Origin of the sequence: Nonomuraea sp. NPDC047529, from assembly GCF_040642995.1 — a bacterium.
In the GTDB taxonomy this organism is placed as follows: domain Bacteria; phylum Actinomycetota; class Actinomycetes; order Streptosporangiales; family Streptosporangiaceae; genus Nonomuraea.
Map to the genome: position 1 here is coordinate 7,588 of NZ_JBEYTJ010000056.1, position 25,597 is coordinate 33,184.

Here is a 25,597-nt window from a genome sequence, read left to right on the forward strand (position 1 = left end):
CCCTCGTGTGGCGGGGTTTCCCGCGGGGGGGTCGCCGGTCGCGCGCCGGGGGGGGGGGGGCGGGGCCCCCCCCGCCGCCCGCCCCCCCCCACCGGGGGGGGCGCGGGGGGCGGCGGGCCCCCGCACGAAAGCGTCTGAACGGTACGTCACTCAGCGATCCGGCGGCCGGACACCTCCTCGGCGTCCACCACGATGTAGTGGTCGCGGCTCCCCGGAGCCCACGGGGACAGGGGCAGCGCGGACAACCGGGCCATCTCGGTGGGATCGGTCACCGCCCGCGCGTGCCCGACCGCCGTCACCGACCAGCCGGTGCGCATCGACGGGTCGAACTCGTCGGCCTCGAACGCCACCACGGCGTGCCGGGTGGCCGCGGCCAGCTTCGACCCGATCGAGGTGCGGATGACGACGCTCTCGCCGTCGAGGCAGAAGTTGACCGGCTGCACCGCCGGCAGGGCGCGATCGGTGAAGACGATCCGCCCGATCGGCGTGGACGACAACAGGCGCAGGCACTCCTCACGGGAGAGCACCTGGAGCCCGGACGAATCGAGTTGCATGCCTCTCAGCCTCCCACCAGGACCGTTCCCGATGTCAGAGGCGAAAGTCCCATCTCGGGGGACGTTCAGTCGCGCCGGTCGGCCCGCAACCGCGCCGACAGCGCCGCCGCCTGCGTACGGCGCTGCATGTTGAGCTTGGCCAGCAGGTTGGACACGTAGTTCTTGACCGTCTTCTCGGCCAGGAACATGCGCTCGCCGATCTGCCGGTTGGTCAGCCCCTCGCCGATCAGGTCGAGGATGTGCCGCTCCTGCTCCGACAGCGCCGCCAGCGGGTCCTGCCGGACCGCCTGGTCGCGCAGCCGCTGCAACATGGCGGCGGTGGTCTGCGGGTCGAGCAGCGACTGCCCGGAGGCCACCGTGCGCACCGCGCCGACCAGGTCGGAGCCGTGGATCTGCTTGAGCACGTAGCCCGAGGCGCCGGCCATCACCGCGTCGAACAGGGCGTCGTCGTCGGCGAACGACGTCAGCATGAGGCAGGCCAGCCCCGGCAGCTTCGAGCGCACCTCGCGGCACACGTCGACGCCGTTGCCGTCGGGCAGGCGCACGTCGAGCACGGCGACGTCCGGCTTCAGGGCCTGGATGCGGGCGATCGCCGACTCGGCGGTCCCGGCCTCGCCGATCACCTCGATGTCGTCCTCGGAGTCGAGCAGGGCGGCGACGCCGCGCCGCACGACCTCGTGATCGTCGAGAAGGAACACACGAATCATGTCCTCGACGCTACCGCCTCCCGTCACCCGGCAGTAGGGACCAAGGTCCCGGGCGCCGGCGGCGGGCCCATCGGGCCCGTACGAGGGGACTTTGGTCCCTGCCGGGACCGGGCGCCCACCCGCCAGCCTGGGGCCATGACCGTTGTGGCAGGGGAAGAGTTGTGAGCGACATGGACGCGATCCCGGGCATGGGGCCGTTGCTGGCCGCCAGGAAGTTCTTCACCAGGGCGGAGGTGTCGGCGGACGGCCGCACCCTGCACCAGGTCGACCCCGGCGCCTGGGACCGCTTCTACCGGGACCGGTGGGCGCACGACAAGGTGGTGCGCTCGACTCACGGCGTGAACTGCACGGGCTCGTGCTCCTGGCAGGTGTTCGTCAAGGACGGCCTGATCGCCTGGGAGCACCAGGCCACCGACTACCCGTCGGTCGGCCCGGAGTCGCCCGAGTACGAGCCGCGCGGCTGTCCCCGTGGCGCCTCCTTCTCCTGGTACACCTACTCTCCCTCGCGGGTGCGCTACCCGTACGTGCGCGGCGTGCTGCTGGAGATGTGGCGCGAGGCCAAGGCCAGGCTGGGCGACCCCGTGCTGGCGTGGGCCGAGCTGACCGGCGACCCGGAGCGCGCGCGGGCCTACAAGCGGGCGCGCGGCAAGGGCGGGTTCGTCCGGTCGAGCTGGGAGGAGGTCCTCGAACTGATGGCCGCCGCCCACGTGCACACCATCAAGGAGCACGGCCCCGACCGGGTGGTGGGCTTCTCGCCGATCCCGGCGATGTCGATGGCCTCGTTCGCGGCCGGCACCCGCTTTTTGTCGATGATCGGCGGCACGCTGCTGTCGTTCTACGACTGGTACGCCGACCTGCCGATCGCCTCGCCGCAGGTGTGGGGCGACCAGACCGACGTGCCCGAGGCGGCCGACTGGTGGAACTCCCGCTACCTGATCATGTGGGGCTCCAACATCCCGGTCACCCGCACCCCGGACGCCCACTTCATGACCGAGGCCCGCTACCAGGGCACCAAGGTCGTCGCGGTCAGCCCCGACTACGCCGACAACGTCAAGTTCGCCGACGACTGGCTCGCGCCGCACCCGGGCACCGACGGCGCCCTGGCCATGGCGATGGGCCACGTCACGCTGACCGAGTTCTTCCGCGACCGCCAGGTCCCGTACTTCACCGACTACGTGCGCAAGTACACCGACCTGCCGTTCCTGGTGACACTGGAGCCGCGCGGCGACGCGTACGTGCCGCGCCGCTTCCTGACCGCCGCCGACCTGGGCCAGGAGAGCGAGAACGCCGAGTTCAAGACCGCCTTCCTGGACGAGACGACCGGCGCGGCGCAGGTGCCGAACGGCACGCTCGGCCACCGCTGGGGCCAGGAGGGCGAGGGCCGCTGGAACCTCGACCTGGACGGCGCCGTCCCCGCGCTGACCCTGCTCGGCCGGTCCGGGCGGGCGGTCGAGGTGGACCTGCCGCGCTTCGACGAGGGGCCCACCGAGGGCGGCACGGTCATGCGCCGCGGCGTCCCGGTGACCGAGATGGCCGGCAAGCTCGTGACGACGGTGTTCGACCTGCTCATGGCCCAGTACGGCGTCAAGCGCGACCTGCCCGGCGACTGGCCGGAGAGCTACGAGGACGCCGGCCGGCCCTACACCCCGGCCTGGGCGGAGGAGATCACCTCGGTCCCGGCCGCCACGATCGCCAGGATCGCCCGCGAGTTCGCCCGCAACGCCGAGCGCACCAAGGGCCGGTCGATGATCGCGATGGGCGCGGGCACCAACCACTGGTTCCACTCCGACCAGATCTACCGCTCGTTCCTGACCCTGGTGCTGCTGACCGGCTGCCAGGGCGTCAACGGCGGCGGCTGGGCGCACTACGTGGGCCAGGAGAAGGTCCGCCCGGTCACCGGCTTCCAGCACCTGGCCTTCGGCTTCGACTGGCAGCGCCCGACCCGGCACATGGCCGGCACCGCGTTCTGGTACCTGGCCACCGACCAGTGGCGTTACGAACGCATCGGGGCCGGCGAGCTGGCCAGCCCGCTGGGCGAGGGCAGGTTCGCGGGCCGCTCGTTCGCCGACTGCAACGCCCAGGCGGCCCGGCTGGGCTGGCTGCCCTCGCACCCGACGTTCGACCGCAACCCGCTCGGCCGCGACCGTCGGCAGCAACCTGCTCGGCGGCGGCTACGACTACCGCGCCACGATCGCGGTCTGGTTCCGGGGCGTCCTGACCTTCCGTCCCGACCCCCGCCTGATGGCCGACGTGCCGCTGCTGTTCCAGCTGCACGCGATGTCGGCCTGGCTGCTGGCCGCGATCTGGCCGTTCACCCGGCTGGTGCACGTGTGGTCGGCGCCGGTGGCGTACCTGTGGCGGCCCTACGTGGTCTACCGGCGACGGGTGCCCGTCCGGTCGCGCTGACCCTACATCGCGTGGATGCGGCGGCCGGTGACGTGGTGGGGGACGATCCGGATGTGCAGCGACCGGTCGCCGCCCGCCCACGGGGTGACGTCGTCGTCGGCCTGCTCGTCCGGCGTCACGTGGTGGGCGGGCCCCTGGACGAGCACGCTCCAGCCCTGCCGCCGGGCCTCGTCGATGCGGTCCACCTCGAAGCCCACCATGACCTCGACACCCTCCAGCCCGGTCCGCAGGTCCTGGTCCATGGGGCCGCCCGAGGCGGTGCGGAAGACGATGGCGCCGTCGTGCACGCGGTAGTTGACGGGCAGCACCGTCGGCCCGTGCGAGCCGTTGAACGCGATCCGGCCGATGCCGCCGGGCGCGATCAGGCTCAGGCATTCGTCACGTTCGAGCACCTCCAGGACGGGTTCGGCCATCGCCGGCCCCACGCCCGGCGGCCGGTCGCGCCCGCCGCCCAGCAGGTCCTCGCCGGTGGTCCCCAGCGCGTCGGCCAGGCGGTTCAGGGTGCCCCTGTCCGGGATGTCCACGTGCTCCTCCATGTACCGGAGGTAGCCGGCGGACATGTCCGCCCGTTCCGCCACCTGCTCGACGGTGAGCCCGAGCCGTTGCCGGTGGTACTGGATGCGGTGGCCGAAGTCGCCGGTCCGTGTCACTGTCTCCTCCTGCCTCTGCGTCCCCATGCGTGGTGAAGCCGTCCAGGCACCCCGTACCCCGGACAGGGTCCTTCGCCCCTCCATGGGACCAACGTCCCTCGTCCCAGGGACGCACGGCCCTACGGCGCGACGGTCGGGAAGAGGAGCCTGGCCTGCATGGATGTCCTGGATCTCTCCCGGTGGCAGTTCGGCATCACGACCGTCTACCACTTCCTCTTCGTGCCGCTCACGATCGGCCTGTCGATCATCGTGGCCGGGTTGCAGACGGCGTGGCACCGGACGAAGAAGCCGGAGTACCTGCGGCTGACCCGGTTCTGGGGCCGGCTGTTCCTGATCAACTTCGCCATGGGCGTCGTGACGGGAATCGTGCAGGAGTTCCAGTTCGGGATGAACTGGAGTGACTATTCCCGGTTCGTCGGTGACGTGTTCGGGGCGCCCCTGGCCATGGAGGGGCTGATGGCCTTCTTCCTGGAGTCCACGTTCCTCGGCCTGTGGATCTTCGGATGGGACCGGCTGTCGCCCCGGCTGCACCTGGCCACGATCTGGCTGGCCGCCATCGGCACCAACATCTCGGCCTACTTCATCCTGGCGGCCAACTCCTGGATGCAGCACCCCGTCGGCTACCGGATCAACAACGGCCGCGCCGAGCTGACCGACATCTGGGCCGTCCTGACCAACTCGACCACGCTGGTCACCTTCCCGCACGTCCTGTTCGGGGCGTTCCTGACGGCGGCCGCGTTCGTGCTGGGCGTCAGCGCCTGGTTCCTGCTGCGCAAGCGGGACGTCTCCCTTTTCCGCACCTCGGCCCGGCTGGCGCTGGTCGTCAGCCTGGTCTCGGCGGTCGGGGTGTCGTTCTCCGGCCACTGGCAGGCCCAGATCATGACCGAGCAGCAGCCGATGAAGATGGCCGCCGCCGAGGCCCTGTGGGAGGACGAGACCTCCGCCGGCTTCTCCCTGTTCGCCATCGGCGACGTCGAGAACGGCCGCAACCACGTCAACCTGCAGATCCCGTACGGCCTGAGCCTGCTGTCCACCAACACCCTGGACGGCGAGGTCGAGGGCATCAACGACATCCAGGCCCGCTACGAGGCCCTGTACGGCCCCGGCGACTACCGGCCGGTCGTCGGCCTGGCCTACTGGTCCTTCCGGCTCATGATCGGGTTCGGCATGCTGTCGGCGCTGCTCGCCCTGGCCGGGCTCTGGCTGACCAGGCGCGGCCGGCTGCCCGCGGGCCGCTGGGCCTACCGGCTGGCCGTCGCCGGCATCGGCCTGCCGTTCCTGGCCAACAGCATGGGCTGGATCTTCACCGAGATGGGCCGCCAGCCGTGGACCGTCTTCGGGCTGATGCGCACCGCCTACGCCGTCTCGCCCACGGCGGACGTGCCCTCGGTGGCCATCACGCTGGTCGGCTTCACCCTCGCCTACGCCGTGCTCGCGATCATCGAGATCCGGCTGCTGGTCAAGTTCATCCGGATCGGGCCGAACGAGCAGGACGAGCCCGAGACCGCCGTCCCCGCGCTGAGCTACTGAGGAAATCATGGAAAACGTCTGGTTCGTACTGATCGCCGTGCTTTGGACCGGCTACTTCCTGCTGGAGGGCTTCGACTTCGGCGTCGGCGTCCTGATGCCCGTCCTGAGCCGCGAGGAGGCCGACCGGCGAGCCGTGCTCAAGACGATCGGCCCGGTCTGGGACGGCAACGAGGTGTGGCTGCTGGTGGCCGGCGGCGCGACGTTCGCCGCCTTCCCCGAGTGGTACGCCACCCTGTTCAGCGGCTTCTACCTGCCGCTGTTCCTCATCCTGCTGGCGCTCATCGCCCGCGGCGTGGCCCTGGAGTACCGCAGCAAGAGCGACAGCACGCGCGGCTGGGACCGGGCGCTGTTCTGGGGGTCCCTCGTCCCCGCCTTCCTTTGGGGGGTCGCGTTCGCCAACATCGTGCGCGGTGTCCCGCTGAACGCCGAGCACGAGTACACCGGCACGCTGCTGACCCTGCTCAACCCGTTCGCGCTGCTCGGCGGGCTGGCCACGCTGCTGCTGTTCACCCTGCACGGCGCGGTCTTCCTGGCCCTGCGCACCACCGGCGACCTGCGCCTGGCCGCCGCCCGGATGGCCAAGAGCATCTCCCCGGCGGCGTTCCTGGCGGTGATGGCGTTCCTGCTGCTCTCGAACGACGGCGCCGGGCCCGTCCGGTGGGCCGCTGTGACGCTGGTCGCGCTCGGCCTGATCGGCGCGGTGGCCGCGACCGTGCGCGGCCGTGACGGGTGGGCCTTCACCGCCAGCGCGGTCGCCGTGGTCGCGCTGGTCTGCGCGATCTTCAGCGGCCTGTTCCCGAACGTCATGCCCGCCCTGGACCCGGCCAACAGCCTCACCGTGACCAACGCGGCCTCCAGCCCGTACACGCTGACGGTGATGACCTGGGTCGCGGCCATCTTCACGCCGCTGGTGCTGGGCTACCAGGCGTGGACGTACTGGGTGTTCCGCCGCCGGCTCACCGGCGCCGTCTGAACCGGCCCGCTCCCGGCGGCAGGGGGCTCGTCCCGGCCGCCGAGAGTCAGGGGCTCAGCGCGCCCGGACGTCCGCCGGGGACCCGCCGAGTTCGGTCACGGTCAGGGCGCGCATCAGGTGCGGGTGCAGGCCCTCGGCCCGCCACCGGGGCAGACCGGCGGCGAGCGCGGCGTCGATGAGCGCGGCCCGCGTCCACGCCAGGTCGACACGCCGGCCCGCGTCGCCGCTGAGCAGCGGATGGTCGGCGGGCCGGTCGCCGCACAGGCGGCGCAGCGGGCGGCGCAGGTAGGGCGCGAGCGGGAAGGCGACGATGTCGCCCCGGCCGTCGTGCAGGGTGATCAGCACGGGGTCGCCGCCGCCCACCAGGTGCACGTCGCACGCGGTCAGCCGGGCCAGCGCGTCGACGGACGCACCGGTGGACTCCAGCAGCCCGACCGCCACGGCCTCGGCTAAGCGCCCTTCCTCGGCCAGCGTGGCGATCCCGCCGCGCAGCAGCCGCCGCTCGGCCGGGGTGGGCGGATGGGCGGCCGGCGCGGGCAGAGCCCGCCCGTGGCGCCCGGCGAAGGCGTAGAACGAGGCCAGGACGGCCCGCCTGCGGACCACCGTCGCCTTGGCCAGCGGCCGGCCGGACGGCGCCAGCCCGGTGGTGAGGGCGGCCAGGCAGTAGGCGTCGACCTGCGACCCGCTGCCCAGCACGTCGCCGGCGAGATCCTGCGCCCGCAGCCACCGCAGGTAGGAGGCCAGGACCCGCAGCCGGGTACGCCGCAGGGCCGGGGACGGCCGCTCGCGCAGCCAGGCCGCCGCCACGCCGGCCGCCGCCGGAACGAGCCCTTCGACGACGTCGACGTCGGCCGACGGCACCTCGCCCCCGTCGCCGGGACCGCGCCGCGGGCGCAGCCCCTCGATGCGGGCGACGAGGCCGCGGGCCTCCTGACCGGTGAGCGCGTCCCAGGACGCGACGGTGTCTTCGGCCATGCTCAGCACGCGACCGGCACGGCGACGGGACCGGCGGCGGCCCGTGCCGGGGCATGGCAGGACGAAAGCGAGGCGTGGAGGACGTGACTGCTCGCGCCCAACGGACCCATCATGATCTCGATCGTCTCATGGAACTGCGCCCGCGGGCTCCATCCGGACGGGCCGCGGGGCCCACGGGACCCGGCGGCGAGGCCGTCCGCCGAGGTCAGGGTTCGATCAGGCCGGCGCGGATGGCGTAGCGGGTCAGGTCGAGGCGGTCGTTGAGGCCGAGCTTGGCCAGGATGTTGCTGCGGTGGCGGTCGACGGTCTTGGGGCTGATGACCAGGGTGTCGGCGATGGCCTTGGTGGAGTGGCCCTCGGCGATGAGCTTGACGATCTCCTCCTCGCGGGCCGTCAGCAGGCTGTTGGGCAGCGGGTCGCCGTGCCGGTGGCGGTGGAGGTAGTCGCGGATCAGCGCGGTGACCGCCCCGGGGTAGAGGAACGGCTCGCCGCGCATCGCCGCCCGGCACGCCTCGATGAGGTCGCGGTCGGCCACCGACTTCAGCACGTAGCCGCAGGCCCCGGCCTTCAGCGCGGCGAAGAAGTACTGCTCGTTGTCGTACATGGACAACATCAGCATGCGCACGCCCGGCCGGCGGCGGGCGATCTCGCGCGCGGCCTGCAACCCGGTCATGCGCGGCATGGCGATGTCCAGGATGACCAGGTCGATGTCGTGGGTGCGGACGGCCTCGACCGCCTCGGCCCCGTCGGCGGCCTCGGCGACCACGGTCAGGTCGGGCTCCGCGTCGAGGATGAGACGGACGCCCTGGCGGACGAGCGCGTGGTCGTCGGCGAGCAGGATGCGGGTCATCGGGCGTTCTCCTTGGCCGCGCCGGGGACGGTGAGGACGATCTCGGTGCCGCCACCGGGCGGCGAGTGCACGCTCAGGCGGGCCCCGATGAGCAGGGCGCGCTCGTGCATGCCGCGGATGCCGGCGCCCGGCTCGCCGATGCCGCCCCGGCCGTTGTCGGCGACGCGCAGGACCAGGTCGCCGCCGTCGGGCGTCAGCGTGAGCGTCGCCCGGGTGGCCTCGGCGTGGCGGGCGACGTTGGTCAGGCTCTCCTGGGCGATGCGGTAGAGGACGAGCTCGACCTCGGAGGTCAGCGGCGGCAGCCCCGGGGCCAGCCGGCGGCCGACCTCGACCGTGCCGGTCTGCGACAGATCGGTGGCCAGCGCCGTGAGGGCGCTGATCAGCCCCAGGTCCTCCAGGACGCCGGGACGCAGCCGATGGGCGACCTGGCGCACCTCGTCCAGGCTGGTCCTGATCGCCTCCTGGGCGTGTCCCAGCTCCTCGGCCAGCTCCGCGGGCGCCCGGTCGCGCACCCGCTTGAGGGCCAGCAGCGCGACGGTCAGGCTCTGGCCGATCTCGTCGTGCAGCTCGCGGGCGATGCGGCCGCGTTCGGCCTCCTGGGCGGCCAGGGCCTGGGCGCTGGCCACGCTGCGCTCCTCCTCCAGGCGGTCGAGCATCTGGTTGAAGGTGTCGGTGACGCTCCTGAGGTCCCGGTTGCCGGCGGGCAGCCGGTCGTGGGTGTGCAGCAGGTCCACGCGCCGCATCAGGGCGGTCAACGAGGTCAGCGGGGCGAGGCTGGCCCGCACCAGGAACGCGTTCGCCGCCAGGATCAGCGCCAGGCCGATCAGCAGCACCGGGACCTCGGTCAGGAGCACCGGTGAGGAGACCGTCGCCGGAGACAGCGCCAGCACGAACGTGCCCGCGGCGAAGACCAGCGCGTTGATGACGAACAGGCGGCGGAACAACGCCTGGGCCGGGGTGCGGCCTGGCGGCTCCGGCGCGGTGGCGACGGCGTCTCTCATGCCTCCAGCCTGGGCGTATTCCGCCCGCGCTGTCCACTTACCTCGCCCGGATACGGCTCCGCCCCCACCCGATATGGGGGCCGGACCCGATGGGCGCGGCCCCCCGCCCGGTGATGACATGGGTCTCCCCGGAAAACAGGGACGGACCGTAAGGAGGTGGGCGATGCGTGGCACGGACCTTCTCTGGGCCGCGGCGGCAGGACCGCTTCTCCTCCTGCCCGCCCGCGGGTCGCGGTCCGTCCCCCGGGGCCATCTGACGGGCGGGCCGCGCCGGGGGCCGGCCGCCGTCCCGTGGCCGGGGCAGGGCGTCTGAGCCCCCTGGCCGCCCTTCTGACGTTCGCCCCCGCTGGAGGTACCCCATCAAGATCCGCCATGCGGCCGCGCCCGGAACCGGCGCGGCACGCCGTTCCCAGACCACTCCGACCACCGTGGACGGTGCCATGCGAGCACACGATATCGCCGTCACCCTGCCGACCGTGACCGCCCGCGACTCCGTGGTCCGCGCGGTGCGCCTGATGGTCGTCAACCGGCTCCCCGGGCTCATCGTGGTGGACGAGCACGGCAGGCCCGCGACCGTGCTGCCGGGCACGCAGGTGCTGCGGCTGGCCATCCCCGGCACCTACCAGGAGGACCCGGCCCTGGTCCGCACCCTCGACGAGAGCGACGCCGAGGTGTTCTGGCAGGAGCTCGCCCACCTGACGGTCGGCGACTGCCTGCCCAAGCCGCCCGCGCGGCCCGTCACCGTGCCGCCGGAGGCGACGCTGCTGGAGGTGGCGGCGCTGATGGCCCGCACCCGCAGCCCGCTCGTCGCCATGCTCGGCGCCGACGGCACCCTCAGCGGGGCGATCACACTGGAACGCCTGCTGACCAGCCTGGCCATCACGAGCCTTCCGGACTGATCCGGATGAGCGCGATCCTGGCCATGGCCATTTTCGTGGTGGCGTTCTTCTTCATCGCCACCGAGAAGGCCGACAAGGTCAAGGTCGTCCTCGTGGCGGCCGGGCTGATGACCGTGCTCGGGCTGACGCCGGGGGAGGAGGTGTTCTCCTCAGGGCACGCGGGCATCGACTGGAACGTCATCTTCCTGCTGCTCGGCATGATGATCATCGTGGGCGTGATCAAACAGACCGGGCTGTTCGACTACCTGGCGATCTGGGCGGCCAAACGTTCACGGGGACGGCCGTACCGGCTGATGGTCATGCTGATGGCCATCACCGCAGTGGCCTCGCCCTTCCTGGACAACGTCACGACGATCATGCTGGTCGCGCCGGTGACGGTGATGGTGTGCGGGCGGCTGCGCATCCCGGCGGCGCCGTACCTGATCGCCGAGGTGCTGGCCTCCAACATCGGCGGGGCCGCGACGCTGATCGGCGACCCGCCGAACATCATCATCGGCAGCCGGGCGGGGCTGACGTTCAACGACTTCCTCGTGCACATGGCTCCGGCGGTCGTGGTGATCTTCGGGGTGTTCGTGCTGCTCACCTACCCGCTGTTCCGCCGCTCGTTCCACTACAACGCCGACCACGTGGCCAAGGTGATGGCGTTGCAGGAGCGGCGGGCCATCACCGACCCCGCGCTGCTGGCGCGGTCGCTGACGGTGCTGGCCGGGGTGGTGACGGCGTTCGCGCTGCACTCCGTCCTGCACCTGGCGCCCTCGATCATCGCCCTGGTCGGCGCGGGGGTCATGCTGCTGGTGTGCCGGGTCGAGCTCGGGGACGTGCTGCGCGAGGTCGAATGGCCCACGCTGGTGTTCTTCGCCGGGCTGTTCGTCATGGTCGCGGGCCTGGTGCACACCGGGACCATGGAGACCATCGGACGGGCCACCATCGACCTGTTCGGCGACAACTACTTCGCCGCGGCCACCTCGCTGCTGTTCGGCTCCAGCGTGCTGGGGGCCTTCTTCGACAACATCCCGTACGTGGCGACGATGGCGCCGGTGGTGGAGGAACTGGCCGCCGCCGCACCGGACGCGTCCACCGGGCAGGCGCTGTGGTGGGCCTTCGCCTTCGGCGCCGACTTCGGCGGCAACGGCACCGCGGTCGCCGCCAGCGCCAACGTGGTGGCCCTCGGGATCGCCGCCCGCACGGGCAACCCGATCTCGTTCTGGCAGTTCACCCGGTACGGCATCGTCGTCACCCTGGGCAGCACGGCCCTGGCCTGGGTGTACGTGTGGCTGCGCTACTTCTGACCCGACGCTCCGGGGGCGGGCCGGTCCCGCCCCCGGGACGCCGGCGTCAGGGCCGCAGCCGGTGGAACAGCTCGACCCGGGCCCGGTGATATTCGAGGTCCTCCTCGTCGTGCCGCACACCCGACGCGGCGGCCTTGCGGAAGTAGGCGTACTCCCTGCGCAGCTTGTGCCGGACGAGCTGGGCGAGCGACTCCTCGTCGAGCGGGGCCGCCGTGCCGCCCTCCTCGTGGTAGGCGGCCACGAACTCCTTGCTCGGCCCGATCAGGTCGTCGCCCCACTCCAGCGCGGCGGCGGCCAGTTCCAGTTCGGGGGCGCCGACGAAGGTCTCGTCCCAGTCGAGGACCGCGACGATCCGGCCGTCGTCCCTGGCCAGGGTGTTGCCGGTGTAGTAGTCGCCGTGCAGCGGGTGGCGCACGGGATGACCGGCGTGGAAGCCGGCCAGCCAGCGGTCCAGGACGGGGTCGGCCAGGTCGGCGGCGTCCGGGTGCGGGTCGCCGTACAGGCCGGACTCCTGGAAGGCGGGCACGGGACGCGGGCCGGGACGCAGACCGGCCAGGGCGCGGTGGAGCCGGGCCAGCAGCCGCGCGCCGGCCTCACGCTGCGCCGGGACGTCGGAGTCCGGCCAGGAGCCCTCGACATAGGGCCAGCAGGAGATCGGCCGCCCGTCCACGACGACCACGGTCGCCCCGCCGTCGGTCGCCAGCGGGGCCACCGCCTCGGGCAGCGTGACGGCGGCGTGCCGGGCGACGGCGTGGCACCACTCCGCCTCGGCCACCCCGCGCCCGGCCGGGCCGACCCGCAGGACGTGGCCGCCGAGGCGGTAGGCGGCCGACTCCTCCCCGCCGTGCAGCCGCTCGCCCTCTCCCTCGGCGCCCCAGGCCCGGGAGGCGGCCGCGCGGATCTCGGGGGTGAGGGGCGTCTTCACGTAGATCACCTCGCCAGGCTATGGGCTCGGACGGGTTGTCGAGCATTCGGCCAAGGTCGGGCAAGGTCGGGCGACACGTGCCGCAAATTCGGCGCTCTCGGCCGCATAGCGCTTAACCTGCACTAACAGGATCATCATCCGCTTGTCACCCCGCCGTCAGGCCCACCGGTGCCGAGCCCGCTCCGAAGTCGGGACGCTCATGATCGTGCAGTCGCAGGAAATCCCGGAAAGCTCACATCCGCCGCATACACGCCCGTCCCGGCACCGGGACATCCGAACGCCGCTGCCCGCCGCGCAGCTCGATCCGCGGCCCGCCGCGCGGACCCGCCCGGCGCCCGACGCCCGGCTCGACGCGCTCACCATGCTCGCGGCCTGGCCCACGCCGCCGTGCCGGGCCCTTCCGCGCCAGGTGCACGAGATGTTTGGAACGGTCCACATTCCGGGGCCGATCCGGCGCAACCTGCCGCCCGCCGTCGTCCTGCGCTGCCGTTAGCGCCGCTCGGGCCGCCCGCCGATCACCGTCTGGGAGTCCCGCGTGTCCTGTCCGACTCCGCCCGCCACGCCGCCCGCCGTACCACTCGTCACACCACCCGCCCTGCCTACCACCGGGCCGTCCGCCGGGACGTCCGTCACGTCTGTGCGGGCGTCCGCGACGTGGCGGCACTTCGCCGGCGTGGGCCGGCGTGTGGAGATCAACCCGTGGCTGGTGCGGGCGCCGTGCTCGGTGCGCGCGTGCCTGCCCGAGGAGGCCGTCGCCGCCGGACGGGCCCGCCGCGCGGCCCGGCTGTGCGCCGCGCTGCTGGTCCTGCTGACCGCCGTGCCGGCCTTCCTCGTCATGGGCGCCGCGCCGCGGCCGTTGCGGGCCAGGACGGTCCAGGCGCTGGCCAGGCTGCTGTTGCGCGCGCTCGGCGTCCGGGTCGAGGTCGCCGGTCCGGTGGAATCCGTGCGGGCGGCGGCCGGGGTGCTCGTCGTGGCCAACCACGTCTCGCTGCTCGACCCGGTGGTCATGCTGGCCGCGCTGCCCTGCCGCCTGCTGGCCAAGCACGAGGTGCGCCGGTGGCCGCTCATCGGGACGCTCGGCGCGGCCTGCGGGGCGCTGTTCATCGACCGGGAACGCCTGTCCACGCTGCCCGCCGCGGTGGGCCTGATCCGCGACGCCCTGCTGGCCGGGGAGGCGGTGACCGCCTTCCCCGAGGGCACCACGTCCTGCGGGCGCGAGGTCGGCACGTTCCGGCCCGCGGTCTTCCAGGCGGCGATCGACGCCGGGGCGGCGGTGTGCCCGGCCGTCCTGCGCTACTACGAGGACGAGAGCCCGTCGAGCCGCGGGAGCTGGGTGGGCGAGGACTCGGTGATCGGGTCCGTCGTCCGGGTGGCCGGGACGCGGCGGCTGCGGGCCGCGGTCCGGCTCACCGCGCCCCTGCGGCCCGCCGCGCCCGACCGCGGGCAGCGCGGACGGGCCGCCCTGGCCCGTGCCGCCGAGGAACGCGTGCGCACCGGCCTCGACTGACCATCCAGGGCCCGCGCCGCGGAGGAGCGCGTGCGCACCGGCCCCGACCGACCGATACTCGACGTAAGGAACTACCGATGTGGGGCAATTCGCCGCCGTCCGGCCATGGGCGGAGGTGGCCGCGACGGGTCGTGCTCTGGGGCGCGGCCGTGACGTTCGCCGTGTCGCTCGTGGCCGGCCTGGACGTGCACGATCGGCTCGTGCTGGGCGACATCGTGCCGCTCGGGTCACAGTCCGTGCGGGCGGACGACATCCTGCAGGACGCCTTCCGCGTGGGCAACGCCGACCTGGTCGTGATCGCCCGCGCCGCGCGGCCGGTCGACGACCCCGAGATCGACGCCGCCGGGACGCGCCTGACCGAACGGATCTCGGCCGACCCGGGGGTGTGGCGGGTCACCTCGTACTGGCGCGGCCACGCGTCCAGGCTGCGCAGCGGCGACGGGCGCGCGGCGGTCGTCCTGGCGAACCTGAGCGGCGACAACGCCGCCCGCAACGCCGCCGCCCGCCGGATCATGGAATCGCTGAACGGCCGCTACGGCCCCCTGTCGCTGACCGCCACGGGCGAGGCCCAGGTACGCGTCGAGGCCCAGGACCGCAGCGAGGCCGACCTGCGCACCGCCGAGCTGATCGCCGCGCCGCTGACCCTGGCCATCCTGTGCCTGGTGTTCGGCAGCCTGGTCGCCGCCCTGCTGCCGGTGCTGATCGGCGCGCTGGCGGTGGTCGCCACGATGGCCGTGCTGCGGCTGATGACCGAGGTCATGGAGATCTCGGTGTTCGCGCTGAGCATCTCCAGCGCGCTGGGCTTCGCCCTGGCCGTCGACTTCAGCCTGTTCATCGTCACCCGCTTCCGCGAGCAGCTCGCCCAGGGCCAGGAGGCCCCGCAGGCCATCGCCGTCACCATGCGCACCACCGGCCGGGCCATGGCCTGCTCGGCGGCGACCGTGGCGCTGTCCATGTCCGCGCTGCTGCTGTTCCCGTTCACCATCCTGCGCTCGCTGGCCGTGGGCGGGATGACGATCAGCCTGATGGCGGCGGTGGCCAGCCTCGTGGTGCTCCCGGCCGTGCTGACCCTGCTCGGCGACCGGGTCAACCGGCTTCCCGTGCCCGGCCCGTGGAACGCCGCCCGCCGGTCCGCGCCGCCGGTGGAGCACGGGCCCTGGTACCGCCTGGCGGTCGCCGTCATGCGCCGCCCGCTGGCGGTGGCCGTGCCCACCACCGCGCTGCTGCTGGCCATGGGCGCGCCGTTCCTGGGCGCCAGCTTCGGCACCCTGGACGACCGCATCCTGCCGCCGCAGGCGCCCGCCGCGCTGGCGGCCCAGACGCTGCGCGCGGACTTCGGCGGCCAGCAGGTCGTCGGCGGCACCATGATCCTGCTGCCGGACCTGCGCCCGACCGGCCAGGGCGCCGCCGGCCCGCTGGACGGCTACGCCAGGCGCCTGGCCGCCACCGACGGCGTGCTGCGCGTGGACACGGCCGGCGGCTCCTACAGCGGGGCCGCCGTCGTCCCCGGGACGAACCGCCGGTTCACCGGCGAGGCGGGCAGCTGGCTGCTCGTCACCACCGCGCACGAGCCGTACTCGGTGGCCAACAGCGAGCTCGTCCGGCGCCTGCGCGCGATCCCGGCCCCCGGCCAGGCGCTCTTCGCCGGGCCGGGCGCCGAGCTGGACGACGTCAGGCAGAGCATCGCCGGCACGCTGCCCCTGGCCCTGACGCTGATCGCGCTGACCACCCTGGCGATGGTGACGCTGCTGACCCGCAGCGTCGTGCTGGCCGTCAAGGCCCTGGTGATGAACGTGCTCAGCCTCACCGCCACCTTCGGCGCCCTGGTCCACGTCTTCCAGAACGGCCACCTGCGCGGGCTGGTCGGCGACTTCACCGCCACCGGCAGCATCGACGCCCTCATGCCCACGCTGATCTTCTGCGTCGCGTTCGGCCTGTCCATGGACTACGAGATCTTCCTGCTGTCCCGCATCACCGAGGAGTACCGCGACCGCGGCGACACCGTCACCGCGGTCGCCACCGGGCTCCAGCACACCGGGCGGCTGTTCACCTCGGCCGCCGTCATCTTCGCCGTCGTCATGGCCGCCGTGGCGACGTCCGGGCTGGCCGTGCTGAAGATGATCGGGGTGGGGATCGCGGTGGCCGTCCTGGTCGACTGCACGCTGATCCGCACGCTGCTCGTGCCCGCCGTGATGCGCCTGGTCGGGCCCGCCAACTGGTGGGCTCCCCGGCTCCTGCTCGGCAGGCGGAGGACCGGCGACGGCACGGCGGGGGACCCGCCGCGCGTCCCCGTCGGCGCGGGCACGGGCATGGGTCCGGGCATGGGGCCGGGCATGGGTTCGGGCACCGCCGCGGGCGGCCCGGAGGGGGCCGAGCCCGTGGGACCGCCGGCGGGCACACCGTGATGACCGTCCGCGCCCAGGACCACCGCCACGGACGGCCGCCGTCCCGGCCGGGGGTGTCGCCGTGCACGCCGGAGACCTGCGTCCGGCCGCCGGTCACCGCCGCCGGGCCGGTCCGCCGGGCCGCCCGCCTGCTGGGCTGCGCGCTGGCCCTGGCGGCGGCCCTGACGCTGTCGCCGATGCTCCGCCGTCGCCCCGGACCCCTGCGCGGGCGCCTGGCGCGGGGGGCCATGAGGCTGATCGTGCGCGCCCTCGGCATCACGGTGCGGGTGCCGGACGGCGTCCCCGTCCTGGCCGGGCACGGCACCCTGCTGGTGAGCAACCACATCTCGTGGGCCGACCCGCTGATCATGGCGGCCGTCACCCCGGTCCGCCAGCTCGCCAAGCGGGAGATCGGGCGCTGGCCGCTCGTCCGGTCGCTGGCCGCGGCCCATCGCACCCTGTTCATCGACAAGGACCGGCCGGCCGCGCTGCCCGCCGCGATCATGGCCGTCGCCGGCGCCCTGCGCGACGGGGACGCCGTGCTCGCCTACCCCGAGGGCACGACCTGGTGCGGACGGGCCATGGGGGCCTTCCACCCGGCCCTGTTCCAGGCCGCCGTCGAGGCGGGCGCGACCGTGCGGCCGGTGGCGCTGCGCTACCGCGAAGGCGGCGCGCCCTCCACCCGCGCCGCCTGGATCGGGGAGGACTCCCTGCCGGCCTCGCTGCTGCGGGTGGTCGCGACCCGGCACCTGGTGGCCGAGGTGACGTTCCTGCCCCCCGTACGCCCCGAGCTCACCGGACGCCCGCGCGAGGACCGGGCTGCCCTCGCCGCGCTGACCGAGTCGCGGGTCAGGGACGCCCTCGGCCCGGCTTGATCGACATTTGAGGTGTCATACCCGGACCCGCCCGCCCTCCTGCAGCACACTCGGACACGCCACCCATCCGCCGAGAGAACGGACGGCACCATGACCGACGACCAGATAACAGACGTGCTCCGCGGCCACTGCGCCCGGGTCCTGGGCGTCAGCACGGCCCAGATCAACCCGCACACCGACCTGCGCGAGGAGCTGGACGCCGACAGCCTGGACTTCGCCGAGCTGTACGCCGCCGTCGAGGACGAATGGGGCACCTTCGCCGACGAGACCCTCCAGCGGGTAAGGACCGTCGCCGACATGGCCGCCGTCATCCGCCGCCACCTGACGGCGGTGGGCGGCTGATGCGACCCCGGGTCGCGGTGACCGGGCTCGGCCTGCGCACGCCTGCCGGAGCCGGCCCCAAGGAGCTGTGGAACGCGCTGCTGGCCGGACGTTCGACGGCACGGACCATCACGTCGTTCGACGTGTCCACGCTGGCGGTGCGCTTCGCCTGCCAGGTCCCGGACCTGGACGTGTCGGCGTACCTGACGGACCGGCAGGCGCGGCGGCTGGACCGGGCGTCGCTGCTGGCGGTGTGCGCGGCGGGCGACGCGCTGGCCGACGCCGGCCATCCGAGGGTCCCGCCCGAGCGGCGCGCGGTGGTGGCGGGCAGCTCCTTCTGCGGCACCGAGACGTACGAGTCGGCGCTGCTCGACACGCCGGGCGCCGGGGCGTTGCGCCTGTCGCCGATCTTCATCCCGAAGATCATGCCCAACGCCGGCGCCGCCGCCATCGGCATGCGGTACGAGATCCGCGGGCCGAGCATGTCCGTGGTCACCGCCTGTGCCTCCGGGGCGCACGCGATCGGCGAGGGCGTCCGGCTGATCCGCGACGGCTCGGCCGACCTGGTCGTGGCCGGCGCGGGGGACGCCAACGTCACCCCGGGCATGCTGCACGGCTTCAGCCGGTGCCGCGCCCTGTCCGCCCGCAACGACGACCCCGAGGCCGCCTGCCGCCCGTTCGAGGCCGACCGCGACGGGTTCGTGCTGGCCGAGGGGGCCGCCTTCGTCGTGCTGGAACGCCTCGACGAGGCCGTGCGCCGCGGGGCCCGCGTCCACGCCGAGGTGTCCGGCTACGGCCGCACCAGCGACGCCCACGACCTGACGGCCCCCGCGCCCGGCGGCGAGGGCGCCCGCAGGTGCATGGACGCCGCGCTCGCCGACGCCGGTGTCGCGCCCGAGGACATCGTGCACGTCAACGCCCACGGCACCGGGACCGAGCTGAACGACCTGGCCGAGGCGCAGGCGATCGGCCGCGTCTTCGGGCCCGCCGCCGTGCCGGTGAGCGCGACCAAGGGGGTGACCGGCCACGCCCTCGGCGCGTCCGGGGCGATCGAGGCGGTGGCGTGCGTGCTGGCGATCGCCGAGTGCACCGCGCCGCCGACCGCCAACCTGGAGCGGCTCGACCCGCGCTGCGACATCGACGCCTCACCCGTGCCCCGCCCGATCGCGAGGGGGCCGGTGATGTCGAACTCGTTCGGCTTCGGCGGCCACAACGCCACGCTGGTCTTCTCACCCGCGCCCTGACCGCTCCCGCCGGACGGTCATCCCCGCGCGGAGACGAACACGCAGAACGGATGGCCGGCCGGGTCGGCGTAGACCCGCAGGGGCTCCTCGTCGTCGTCGATCCGGTCCAGCAGCAGTCGGCCGCCCAGGCGCAGGACGCGTTCGTGCTGCTCCAGCAGGCTCTCGACGGACGACACGGTCAGGTCCAGGTGGAGCTGCTGGGGCACCCGCGGGTCCGGCCAGGTCGCCTCCGGGAACGTCTCGACCTGCTGGAAGGCGAGTCGTGGGGCGCCGTCCGCGGTTCTCAGCACGAGCCAGTCGCGGCCGCGCTCGTCGTCGGCCCCCGCCTCGGGCGGCTCGTCGCCGGGCCGGTAGACCAGGTCCAGCAGGGACCGGTAGAACTCCGCCAGCGCCCTGGCGTCGGTGCAGTCGAGCACCACCTGACACAACCTGATCCCGCCGTCCTGACCGGCCATGCGCGCGCCTCCCGTGATCGTCTCGTCGTCATGCTCTCTGCACGGGACGGCGGCGGCTCAAACGCGGCGGCGGGTTCACCAGGTGACCGGCAGGGCGGCCACACCGTAGATGGTGGCGCGCGGCCGCATCGGCACCTCCCCGGCGGGCACGGCCAGCCGCAGACCGGGGAAGCGGCGCAGCAGCGCCGGGTAGGCCAGCCGCATCTCCAGCCGGGCGAGCTGCTGGCCCAGGCACTGGTGGATGCCGTGGCCGAAGCCGAGCTGCTGCCCGGCCTCGCGGGTGACGTCGAAGCGGTGGGGGTCGGGGAAGCGGGCCGGGTCGCGGTTGACGGCCGGGAGGGAGAGGGTCACGGTCTCCCCGGCCCTGATCGTCCGTCCGGCGAGCGGCACGTCGGCCCTGGCGACCCGGATCGGGCCGATGTGCACGATGCTGAGGTAGCGCATCAGCTCCTCGACGGCGGTCGCCGCGACGCCGGGGTCGGTGCGCACCAGCTCGGCCTGCTCGGGACGGCACAGGAGCAGGAACGTGCCCAGGCCCAGCATGTTCGCGGTGGTCTCGTGACCGGCGGTCAGCAGCAGGGTGGCCACCCCGGTCAGCTCCTCGTGGTTCAGCTCGCCGCCGGAGACCAGCTCGCTGAGCAGATCCTGGCCGGGCTCGGCCCGCTTGCGGGAGACCAGCTCCGACAGGTAGCCCATCAGCTCGGCGCCCGCCGCGCCGCGCTCCTCGGCGGTGTTGTCCAGGTTCACCGCCCGCGCGGTGGTGTCCTGGAAGCGCGAGCGCTCCCCGTACGGGACGCCGAGCAGCTCGCAGATCACCAGCGACGGGATCGGCAGCGCGAACGCGCTCACCAGGTCCGCCGGCGCTCCCGCGCGGTCCATCTCGTCGAGCCGGCCGTCGATGATCTCCTGGATCCTGGGCTCCAGCAGCCGCATCCTGCGCATGCTGAACCGGCCCGTGAGCAGCTTGCGGTAGCGGGCGTGCTCGGGGTCGTCCATGGCGATGAAGAAGCCCGGCGGGATCACCAGGTCGGCCAGGCCCTCGGGCGGCGCCAGCTCCTTGATCGGCGGCGCGGCGCCCTGGGAGGTGTTGCTGAAGCGCGGGTCGTCGAGCACCGCGCGGGCCTCGGCGTGGCCGGTGACCAGCCAGCCGGGGCGGCCGTCGGCGTAGATCATCGGGTGCAGCGGGCCGTGCAGCCGGGGCAGTTCGGCGGGCGGCTCGAACGGGTCCTCGCGTTCGAGCGGCAGGCTCTGAAGGATGTCCATGTCCCCAGAAAAGCGCAGAGGCTGCGAAATTGCAACCTGTGCATAAAAGCAGGGCATGCAGTAGGGTGGCGCCGTGGAAGGTCATCGCGAACGCAAGAAGGCCCGCACCCGCCGCGCGCTGCTGGAGGCCGCCGTCCGGCTGTTCGCCGAGCGGGGGTACGAGCAGACCACCGTCGCCGACATCGCCGCCGCCGCCGACGTGGCGCCCCGCACCTTCTTCGCGTACTTCGCGAGCAAGGAGGACGTGCTCTTCCTCCAGGCCGAGGATCGCGAGCGGGCCATGCTGGAGGTGATCGCCGGCCGGCGGCCGGGGGAGCCGCTGGGGGAGCTGCTGAGCCGGATGTTCGAGGCCCTGGTGCGCAGCCTGGCCGCCGACGACGAGCTCGACTTCGCGCTGTCGCCGCTGCGGGCGCGGCTGATGGTCACCGAGCCCGCGCTGCGCGCCCGCGGGCTGACGCTCATGATGGAGACCCAGCCCCGGCTGGCCTGGGCGTTGTGCGAGGTCTGCCCGGAGCTGGACCCGGTGGAGGCGGGGGCGGCGGTCGGCGGCTTCATGGGGGCGCTGGCCGTGGCCGGGCTGGTCGCCCAGCAGCAGGGCGGCTCCGACGACGACGTCCTGGCCGCCGGGCGGCGCGGGATCGAGGTCGCCGTCAACGGCCTGTCGAGCCTGGACCGTCCGTGACCTGAGCCTGCCCGCCGGTCGCGGGCCGGTCGAGCAGCCACCGCTCGACCGCCGCGCTCATCCGGCCGCCCGCCTCCAGCGCCGCGGCCTTGGCGGAGGCCGGGTCGGTGTGCGCGGCCTGGCCGAGGATCACGCCCAGCACCAGGTGACCCCGTACGCGGGAGGCCCACATCAGGTTGCCGCCCGCGGCCGTGCCCGAGCCGGTCTTGATGCCGATGACGCCGTGCCTGTTCAGCAGCGTGTTGGTGTTGTGCAGCCGCCTGGCGTCACCCGGGACGGAGGTGTCGGTCTGCGCCACCACCGCCCGCAGCACCGGGTCGCGCATCGCCTCCCTGGCCAGCCTGAGCTGGTCGGCGGCGGTGCTGACGGTGGTGTCCTCGTTGCCGCTGGCCCCCGTGTACGTGCTGCCCGTCATGCCCAGACGCCGTGCCGCGGCGTTCATCCGGGCCACGAAGCGCTCCTGGGAGCCGGAGTCCCAGCGGGCCAGCAGCCGGGCCACGTTGTTGCCCGAGGGCACCATCATCAGCTCCAGCAGCCGCCGCAGCGGCACGGTCCGGCCCTGCGTGAGCGGCACGGTGGACTCCAGCCGGGAGAACGACTCCTCGGCCGCCGTGCGGTCCACGGTGATCAGGGGGCCGTCGTCGCCGGGCCGGAGCGGGTGGCGGCGCAGGATCACGTACGCGGTCATCACCTTCGTCACGCTGGCGATCGGCACCGGCCGCGGGTCGCCGCTGACGCCGAGGCTGCCCACGTCCTCCACCTCGACCGCCGCCTGCCCCTCGGACGGCCACGGCAGGGACGCGTCCCCGGTGACCGAGGGGGCGCCGGAACAGCCCGACAGCACGCCCGCCAGCAGCAGAAACATCAAGGAACGTCGCATACCGGACAGCGTGCGCGGCGCGCGTGTCCGTCCGGCCGTGGCCGCGCATCCACCCGCGCTCGGCCGTGTATCAGCCCGGCATCAAAGATCCGCGCATCGGCCCGGCGTCATCGATGCGCGCGTCGGCCCGGCGTCGATGATCCGTGTCCGGCGTCAATCCGCCGGGAGGCGGACGACGGCGACCGCGCCGCCGTCCGGGGCGTTGGCCAGGGTCAGCTCGGCGCCGATGACCCGCGCCTGGCCCAGCGCGATCGTCAGCCCCAGGCCGTGACCGCGGCCCCGCTCGGCGGCCCCCGTACGGAACCGGCGCGGCCCGTCGGCCAGCAGCTCCGGCGGGAACCCGGGCCCCCGGTCGCGCACCTCGATCACGCGGTCGCCGACCGTGATCTCCACCGGCGCCGCGCCGTGCCGGTCGGCGTTGAGCACGAGGTTGGCGAGGATCCGGTCCAGGCGCCGCGGGTCGGTCCCGGCCACCGGGTCACCGTCGGCCAGCACCCGCGCCTCGACCCCCACCCGGGCCGCCGACTCCCCGGCCAGCGCGGCGAGGGGAACCCGGACCCGCTCGGCGACCTCGGCGCCCGCGTCCAGCCGGGACACCTCCAGCAGGTCCTCCACCAGCGTCCGCAGCACCCGCACCCGGTCGCGTACCAGGTCGGTGACCTCGCCCTCGTCCAGCAGCTCGACCACGGCGACCAGGCCCATCAGCGGGGTGCGCAGGTCGTGCGCGACGTCGGCGGTGAAGCGCTGCTCGGCCAGCAGCCGGTGCTGGAGGCTCGCCGCCATGGAGTCCACGGCGGCGGAGATGCGGGCGATCTCGTCCCGGCCGCGCGCGCCCGTACGGGCCGCGAGGTCGCCCCCGGCGATCCGGCGGGCGGTGCGCGCGACCCGCCGCAGCCGCCGGTTGGGGAGCTCGGCCGCCAGCATCGACACCGGCACCACCCCGGCCAGGGCGAGCAGCCCGGCCTTGGCCATGTTCCGGTCGAGCGCCTGGAGGCCGCGCACGTCGGAGCCCATCGAGATCTGCACGCTCACCACCTCGGCGCCGTCGCCGCCGTACGGCTGGACCGCCCACACCCACGGCTCGTCCCGGTGGTCGAGCCCGTACCAGACCACCCGGCGGCCGGGCCGCAGCAGGCCGGCCAGCTCGTCGGGGAGCTCGTCGACGGGCACCACGTCCTCGGCGCTCCCGGAGGCCAGCGTCTCGTCCAGGGCCACCTCGGCCCGCGCCCGGCCCATGTCGAGCGCCTGCTGCCAGGTCGCCCGGTGCACCAGCAGCCCGACCACGGCGGCGACGACGGTCGCGGCGAGCGTGACGAGAGCGGCGATCTTCCAGCGCAGCGAGGCCGGGTTCACGTGACGGCCAGCTTGTAGCCGAACCCGCGCACGGTCTCGATGCGCTCGGTGCCGATCTTCCTGCGCAGCCGCTGCACGCACAGGTCGACCACGCGGCTGTCGCCGTCCCATCCGTAGTCCCACACGTTGCGCAGCAGCGTCGCCCGTTCCAGGACGATGCCGGGATGGGCGGCGAACTCCAGCAGCAGCCGCAGCTCGGTCGGCGACAGCTCGACGCGCCGGCCGGACCGCCGCACCTCCAGCGCGCCGGTGTCGACGCTCAGCTCGCCGAACTCCAGCACGGCCTGGCCCGCCCCCGCCTCGGCGGCCGGCGTACGGGCGAAGGTGGTCCGGCGCAGCAGCGACCGGATCCGGGCCACCAGCACCGGCAGGTCGACCGGTTTGACCACATAGTCGTCGGCGCCGCCCTCCAGCCCGGCGACGATGTCCAGCCCGTCGCCGCGGGCCGACATCATCAGGATCGGCACCTGGCTGGTCTCTCTGATGCTGCGGCACACGCTGATGCCGTCCAGGCCGGGCAGCATCACGTCCAGCAGCAGCAGGTCGTGGTCGCCGGTGCGGGCTGCCTCCAGCCCGTCGAGCCCGTCGGCGGCCGTGGTCACCTGATAGCCGTAACGTTCCAGGGCCATGCCCAGCGACGTGCGGATCACGGTGTCGTCCTCGACGAGCAGCAGGGATGTCATGAAATCGCACCATACCTAGCGAAGTGCATTGACTGGTTCCATGCGGGCGGCGCGCAGCGCCGGATAGAGGCCCGCGAGCAGCCCGACGACGGCCCCGGCCGCGGGGGCCATGAAGGCCAGCCGTACGTCGAGGACGGGCGTCCACTGCTTGACGGCGCAGACCCCGACGATCACCAAAATCCCCACGGAAGCGCCCAGCACCCCGCCGATCAGCCCCGTCAGGGTGGACTCCACCAGGAACTGCCCGGCGATGTGGCGGCGCGCCGCGCCCAGCGCCCGGCGCAGCCCGATCTCGGCGACGCGTTCCATCACGGTCACCAGCGTGACGTTGGCGATGCCGACCGCGCCGACGACCAGGGAGACCAGCCCGAGGATCAGGAAGAGCGCGTTGACGTCGCTCTGCACCGCGTCGCGGGCCCTGGTGGGGCTGGGCGGCGAGAGGACCTGGAGGAGCGCCTCGTTGCCGGGGCTGAGCGCGGCCGGCGCCTGCCGCGCGATCAGGTCGGCGGCCCCGAGGGCGGTGTCGACCAGGACGCGGGTCACGGTGCCCAGGCCGTAGGGCCGACCGGCCGTCGGCGGCAGGATGACCGCGCTCGCCAGGCTCTTCTCCCGCCGCAGATCCCCGAGCACCCCGATCACCGTGTACGCCCGGGTGCCGATGAAGACCGCCGGGGCCCGGGCCAGCCCGGTGATGCCCAGCAGCCGGGCCGCCTGCTGGCCCAGCACGACGACCCGGTCACCGCGGGCGACGTGCCCGGCGTCGAAGTAGCGGCCCTCGACCATCCGTCCCCTGACCGCCGCGGGCAGGCCGGGACTGCTGGAGACCACGGTCAGCGTCTGGTCGGTGAGGCGGGCCGGGTCCACGACGTCGTTGGAGCGGACGACGAGGTTGGCGCCCAGGTCCGACTCGGCCAGCGCGGCGGCGGCGACCACCCCGCGCAGCCGGGTCACCCGGCTCACGTCGGCCCACTCGACCAGCGGGAACGTGTGCGCCGGGACCTCGACGGTGACGGAGGTGGCGGTCAGCTCGTCGAAGCGGCCGACGATCTGGTTGCCGGCCGTCGCGGCGACGCCCAGGGTGACCACGAGCGTGGTGATGCCGAGCACGGTGCCCAGCGTGGTCAGGGCCGAGCGCACCGGGCGGGCCAGCAGGCCCGCCAGGGCCTCGTTCAGCAGGTCGCGCGGGTGCAC

At 73.7% G+C, this 25,597-nt stretch carries 25 protein-coding genes and 1 pseudogene; 13 read left to right on the forward strand and 13 right to left on the reverse strand.

What is annotated here, in order from left to right:
* Positions 1-146 precede the first annotated feature (146 nt).
* Together ABZ815_RS47690 and ABZ815_RS47695 are read right to left on the reverse strand one after the other, a co-directional pair.
* The gene (locus tag ABZ815_RS47690; RefSeq protein WP_357708645.1) at positions 147-554 is read right to left on the reverse strand and encodes a pyridoxamine 5'-phosphate oxidase family protein; all 408 of its coding nucleotides are present in this window, start codon (positions 552-554) and stop codon (positions 147-149) included.
* A gap of 65 nt (positions 555-619) precedes the next feature.
* Entirely contained in the window at positions 620-1,261 is a 642-nt protein-coding gene (locus tag ABZ815_RS47695) for a response regulator transcription factor (protein ID WP_357708648.1), read from the reverse strand.
* Positions 1,262-1,431: 170 nt separating this feature from the next.
* On the opposite strand from ABZ815_RS47695, the pseudogene ABZ815_RS47700 reads away from it, so the two are divergent.
* Both ABZ815_RS47700 and ABZ815_RS47705 read left to right on the forward strand, forming a co-directional pair.
* A pseudogene (locus ABZ815_RS47700) lies at positions 1,432-3,396 on the forward strand (molybdopterin-dependent oxidoreductase); the annotation flags it as partial.
* A gap of 55 nt (positions 3,397-3,451) precedes the next feature.
* Positions 3,452-3,667: a respiratory nitrate reductase subunit gamma gene (locus tag ABZ815_RS47705; protein WP_357708753.1), complete on the forward strand. Its 216-nt coding sequence runs from the start codon at positions 3,452-3,454 to the stop codon at positions 3,665-3,667.
* A 2-nt stretch (positions 3,668-3,669) separates the two neighbouring features.
* On the opposite strand, the gene ABZ815_RS47710 is transcribed toward ABZ815_RS47705, so the two are convergent.
* On the reverse strand, positions 3,670-4,401 hold the full coding sequence (locus ABZ815_RS47710) for a pyridoxamine 5'-phosphate oxidase family protein (protein WP_357708756.1): 732 nt from the start codon (positions 4,399-4,401) through the stop codon (positions 3,670-3,672).
* Positions 4,402-4,473: 72 nt separating this feature from the next.
* On the opposite strand from ABZ815_RS47710, the gene ABZ815_RS47715 reads away from it, so the two are divergent.
* Positions 4,474-5,847: a cytochrome ubiquinol oxidase subunit I gene (locus tag ABZ815_RS47715; protein ID WP_357708650.1), complete on the forward strand. Its 1,374-nt coding sequence runs from the start codon at positions 4,474-4,476 to the stop codon at positions 5,845-5,847.
* Between the two features lie 7 nt (positions 5,848-5,854).
* Positions 5,855-6,820: a cytochrome d ubiquinol oxidase subunit II gene (gene cydB / locus ABZ815_RS47720; RefSeq protein WP_357708652.1), complete on the forward strand. Its 966-nt coding sequence runs from the start codon at positions 5,855-5,857 to the stop codon at positions 6,818-6,820.
* 54 nt (positions 6,821-6,874) lie between these two features.
* On the opposite strand, the gene ABZ815_RS47725 is transcribed toward cydB, so the two are convergent.
* From ABZ815_RS47725 to ABZ815_RS47735, 3 genes are all read right to left on the reverse strand, one after another.
* Positions 6,875-7,795, reverse strand: coding sequence for a hypothetical protein (locus tag ABZ815_RS47725; protein ID WP_357708655.1), 921 nt, complete (start codon positions 7,793-7,795; stop codon positions 6,875-6,877).
* Positions 7,796-8,000: 205 nt separating this feature from the next.
* Entirely contained in the window at positions 8,001-8,645 is a 645-nt protein-coding gene (locus ABZ815_RS47730; protein ID WP_357708658.1) for a response regulator transcription factor, read from the reverse strand.
* Positions 8,642-9,646, reverse strand: coding sequence for a histidine kinase (locus ABZ815_RS47735; protein WP_357708660.1), 1,005 nt, complete (start codon positions 9,644-9,646; stop codon positions 8,642-8,644). Before ABZ815_RS47735 ends, ABZ815_RS47730 begins: the two co-directional genes overlap by 4 nt.
* Positions 9,647-10,086: 440 nt before the next feature.
* On the opposite strand from ABZ815_RS47735, the gene ABZ815_RS47740 reads away from it, so the two are divergent.
* Both ABZ815_RS47740 and ABZ815_RS47745 read left to right on the forward strand, forming a co-directional pair.
* Positions 10,087-10,545, forward strand: a complete 459-nt coding sequence (locus tag ABZ815_RS47740; protein ID WP_357708663.1) for a CBS domain-containing protein — start codon at positions 10,087-10,089, stop codon at positions 10,543-10,545.
* A gap of 5 nt (positions 10,546-10,550) precedes the next feature.
* On the forward strand, positions 10,551-11,834 hold the full coding sequence (locus ABZ815_RS47745; RefSeq protein ID WP_357708665.1) for an ArsB/NhaD family transporter: 1,284 nt from the start codon (positions 10,551-10,553) through the stop codon (positions 11,832-11,834).
* Between the two features lie 46 nt (positions 11,835-11,880).
* Here the strand turns inward: ABZ815_RS47745 and ABZ815_RS47750 are convergent, their stop codons facing one another.
* The gene (locus tag ABZ815_RS47750; RefSeq protein ID WP_357708668.1) at positions 11,881-12,768 is read right to left on the reverse strand and encodes a phosphotransferase; all 888 of its coding nucleotides are present in this window, start codon (positions 12,766-12,768) and stop codon (positions 11,881-11,883) included.
* Between the two features lie 190 nt (positions 12,769-12,958).
* On the opposite strand from ABZ815_RS47750, the gene ABZ815_RS47755 reads away from it, so the two are divergent.
* The 6 genes from ABZ815_RS47755 (at position 12,959) to ABZ815_RS47780 (ending at position 19,090) form a co-directional block, all read left to right on the forward strand.
* Positions 12,959-13,252 carry a hypothetical protein gene (locus tag ABZ815_RS47755; protein ID WP_357708670.1) on the forward strand — a complete coding sequence of 98 codons (294 nt, stop codon included), beginning with the start codon at positions 12,959-12,961 and terminating at the stop codon, positions 13,250-13,252.
* A 42-nt stretch (positions 13,253-13,294) separates the two neighbouring features.
* Positions 13,295-14,266 (forward strand): lysophospholipid acyltransferase family protein, encoded by a 972-nt coding sequence (locus tag ABZ815_RS47760; RefSeq protein ID WP_357708672.1) that lies wholly within the window; start codon positions 13,295-13,297, stop codon positions 14,264-14,266.
* A 77-nt stretch (positions 14,267-14,343) separates the two neighbouring features.
* Entirely contained in the window at positions 14,344-16,671 is a 2,328-nt protein-coding gene (locus ABZ815_RS47765) for an MMPL family transporter (protein ID WP_357708674.1), read from the forward strand.
* On the forward strand, positions 16,671-17,525 hold the full coding sequence (locus ABZ815_RS47770; protein WP_357708676.1) for a lysophospholipid acyltransferase family protein: 855 nt from the start codon (positions 16,671-16,673) through the stop codon (positions 17,523-17,525). Before ABZ815_RS47765 ends, ABZ815_RS47770 begins: the two co-directional genes overlap by 1 nt.
* 90 nt (positions 17,526-17,615) lie before the next feature.
* Positions 17,616-17,867, forward strand: coding sequence for an acyl carrier protein (locus ABZ815_RS47775; RefSeq protein WP_357708679.1), 252 nt, complete (start codon positions 17,616-17,618; stop codon positions 17,865-17,867).
* Positions 17,867-19,090, forward strand: a complete 1,224-nt coding sequence (locus tag ABZ815_RS47780) for a beta-ketoacyl-[acyl-carrier-protein] synthase family protein (protein ID WP_357708682.1) — start codon at positions 17,867-17,869, stop codon at positions 19,088-19,090. The genes ABZ815_RS47775 and ABZ815_RS47780 overlap by 1 nt, the downstream gene beginning before the upstream one ends.
* A gap of 17 nt (positions 19,091-19,107) precedes the next feature.
* Here the strand turns inward: ABZ815_RS47780 and ABZ815_RS47785 are convergent, their stop codons facing one another.
* Together ABZ815_RS47785 and ABZ815_RS47790 are read right to left on the reverse strand one after the other, a co-directional pair.
* The gene (locus ABZ815_RS47785) at positions 19,108-19,545 is read right to left on the reverse strand and encodes a VOC family protein (protein ID WP_357708685.1); all 438 of its coding nucleotides are present in this window, start codon (positions 19,543-19,545) and stop codon (positions 19,108-19,110) included.
* Between the two features lie 75 nt (positions 19,546-19,620).
* Positions 19,621-20,808, reverse strand: a complete 1,188-nt coding sequence (locus tag ABZ815_RS47790; protein WP_357708687.1) for a cytochrome P450 — start codon at positions 20,806-20,808, stop codon at positions 19,621-19,623.
* A gap of 73 nt (positions 20,809-20,881) precedes the next feature.
* Between ABZ815_RS47790 and ABZ815_RS47795 the strand changes: the two genes are divergently transcribed.
* Complete coding sequence (locus tag ABZ815_RS47795) at positions 20,882-21,490, forward strand: TetR/AcrR family transcriptional regulator (protein ID WP_357708690.1); 609 nt, start codon at positions 20,882-20,884, stop codon at positions 21,488-21,490.
* Here the strand turns inward: ABZ815_RS47795 and ABZ815_RS47800 are convergent.
* The 4 genes from ABZ815_RS47800 to ABZ815_RS47815 all read right to left on the reverse strand — a co-directional run bounded on the left by ABZ815_RS47800 (position 21,459) and on the right by ABZ815_RS47815 (position 25,597).
* Complete coding sequence (locus tag ABZ815_RS47800) at positions 21,459-22,370, reverse strand: serine hydrolase (RefSeq protein ID WP_357708693.1); 912 nt, start codon at positions 22,368-22,370, stop codon at positions 21,459-21,461. The genes ABZ815_RS47795 and ABZ815_RS47800 overlap by 32 nt on opposite strands.
* A 153-nt stretch (positions 22,371-22,523) precedes the next feature.
* Positions 22,524-23,723, reverse strand: coding sequence for a HAMP domain-containing sensor histidine kinase (locus ABZ815_RS47805; RefSeq protein ID WP_357708695.1), 1,200 nt, complete (start codon positions 23,721-23,723; stop codon positions 22,524-22,526).
* Complete coding sequence (cseB, locus tag ABZ815_RS47810) at positions 23,720-24,406, reverse strand: two-component system response regulator CseB (protein ID WP_357708697.1); 687 nt, start codon at positions 24,404-24,406, stop codon at positions 23,720-23,722. The genes ABZ815_RS47805 and cseB overlap by 4 nt, the downstream gene beginning before the upstream one ends.
* Before the next feature lie 15 nt (positions 24,407-24,421).
* Positions 24,422-25,597 carry an ABC transporter permease gene (locus ABZ815_RS47815; protein ID WP_357708699.1) on the reverse strand — a complete coding sequence of 392 codons (1,176 nt, stop codon included), beginning with the start codon at positions 25,595-25,597 and terminating at the stop codon, positions 24,422-24,424.

What these genes read in the sequence shown, in the direction of transcription:
- cseB (WP_357708697.1), bottom strand. Translation starts at nt 24,406, where the DNA reads ATGACATCCCTGCTGCTCGTCGAGGACGACACCGTGATCCGCACGTCG.
- ABZ815_RS47725 (WP_357708655.1), bottom strand. Translation starts at nt 7,795, where the DNA reads ATGGCCGAAGACACCGTCGCGTCCTGGGACGCGCTCACCGGTCAGGAG.
- ABZ815_RS47780 (WP_357708682.1), top strand. Translation starts at nt 17,867, where the DNA reads ATGCGACCCCGGGTCGCGGTGACCGGGCTCGGCCTGCGCACGCCTGCC.
- ABZ815_RS47745 (WP_357708665.1), top strand. Translation starts at nt 10,551, where the DNA reads ATGAGCGCGATCCTGGCCATGGCCATTTTCGTGGTGGCGTTCTTCTTC.
- ABZ815_RS47730 (WP_357708658.1), bottom strand. Translation starts at nt 8,645, where the DNA reads ATGACCCGCATCCTGCTCGCCGACGACCACGCGCTCGTCCGCCAGGGC.
- ABZ815_RS47785 (WP_357708685.1), bottom strand. Translation starts at nt 19,545, where the DNA reads ATGGCCGGTCAGGACGGCGGGATCAGGTTGTGTCAGGTGGTGCTCGAC.
- ABZ815_RS47770 (WP_357708676.1), top strand. Translation starts at nt 16,671, where the DNA reads ATGACCGTCCGCGCCCAGGACCACCGCCACGGACGGCCGCCGTCCCGG.
- cydB (WP_357708652.1), top strand. Translation starts at nt 5,855, where the DNA reads ATGGAAAACGTCTGGTTCGTACTGATCGCCGTGCTTTGGACCGGCTAC.
- ABZ815_RS47710 (WP_357708756.1), bottom strand. Translation starts at nt 4,401, where the DNA reads ATGGAGGGGCGAAGGACCCTGTCCGGGGTACGGGGTGCCTGGACGGCT.
- ABZ815_RS47775 (WP_357708679.1), top strand. Translation starts at nt 17,616, where the DNA reads ATGACCGACGACCAGATAACAGACGTGCTCCGCGGCCACTGCGCCCGG.
- ABZ815_RS47740 (WP_357708663.1), top strand. Translation starts at nt 10,087, where the DNA reads ATGCGAGCACACGATATCGCCGTCACCCTGCCGACCGTGACCGCCCGC.
- ABZ815_RS47715 (WP_357708650.1), top strand. Translation starts at nt 4,474, where the DNA reads ATGGATGTCCTGGATCTCTCCCGGTGGCAGTTCGGCATCACGACCGTC.
- ABZ815_RS47735 (WP_357708660.1), bottom strand. Translation starts at nt 9,646, where the DNA reads ATGAGAGACGCCGTCGCCACCGCGCCGGAGCCGCCAGGCCGCACCCCG.
- ABZ815_RS47765 (WP_357708674.1), top strand. Translation starts at nt 14,344, where the DNA reads ATGTGGGGCAATTCGCCGCCGTCCGGCCATGGGCGGAGGTGGCCGCGA.
- ABZ815_RS47755 (WP_357708670.1), top strand. Translation starts at nt 12,959, where the DNA reads ATGATCGTGCAGTCGCAGGAAATCCCGGAAAGCTCACATCCGCCGCAT.
- ABZ815_RS47800 (WP_357708693.1), bottom strand. Translation starts at nt 22,370, where the DNA reads ATGCGACGTTCCTTGATGTTTCTGCTGCTGGCGGGCGTGCTGTCGGGC.
- ABZ815_RS47790 (WP_357708687.1), bottom strand. Translation starts at nt 20,808, where the DNA reads ATGGACATCCTTCAGAGCCTGCCGCTCGAACGCGAGGACCCGTTCGAG.
- ABZ815_RS47690 (WP_357708645.1), bottom strand. Translation starts at nt 554, where the DNA reads ATGCAACTCGATTCGTCCGGGCTCCAGGTGCTCTCCCGTGAGGAGTGC.
- ABZ815_RS47695 (WP_357708648.1), bottom strand. Translation starts at nt 1,261, where the DNA reads ATGATTCGTGTGTTCCTTCTCGACGATCACGAGGTCGTGCGGCGCGGC.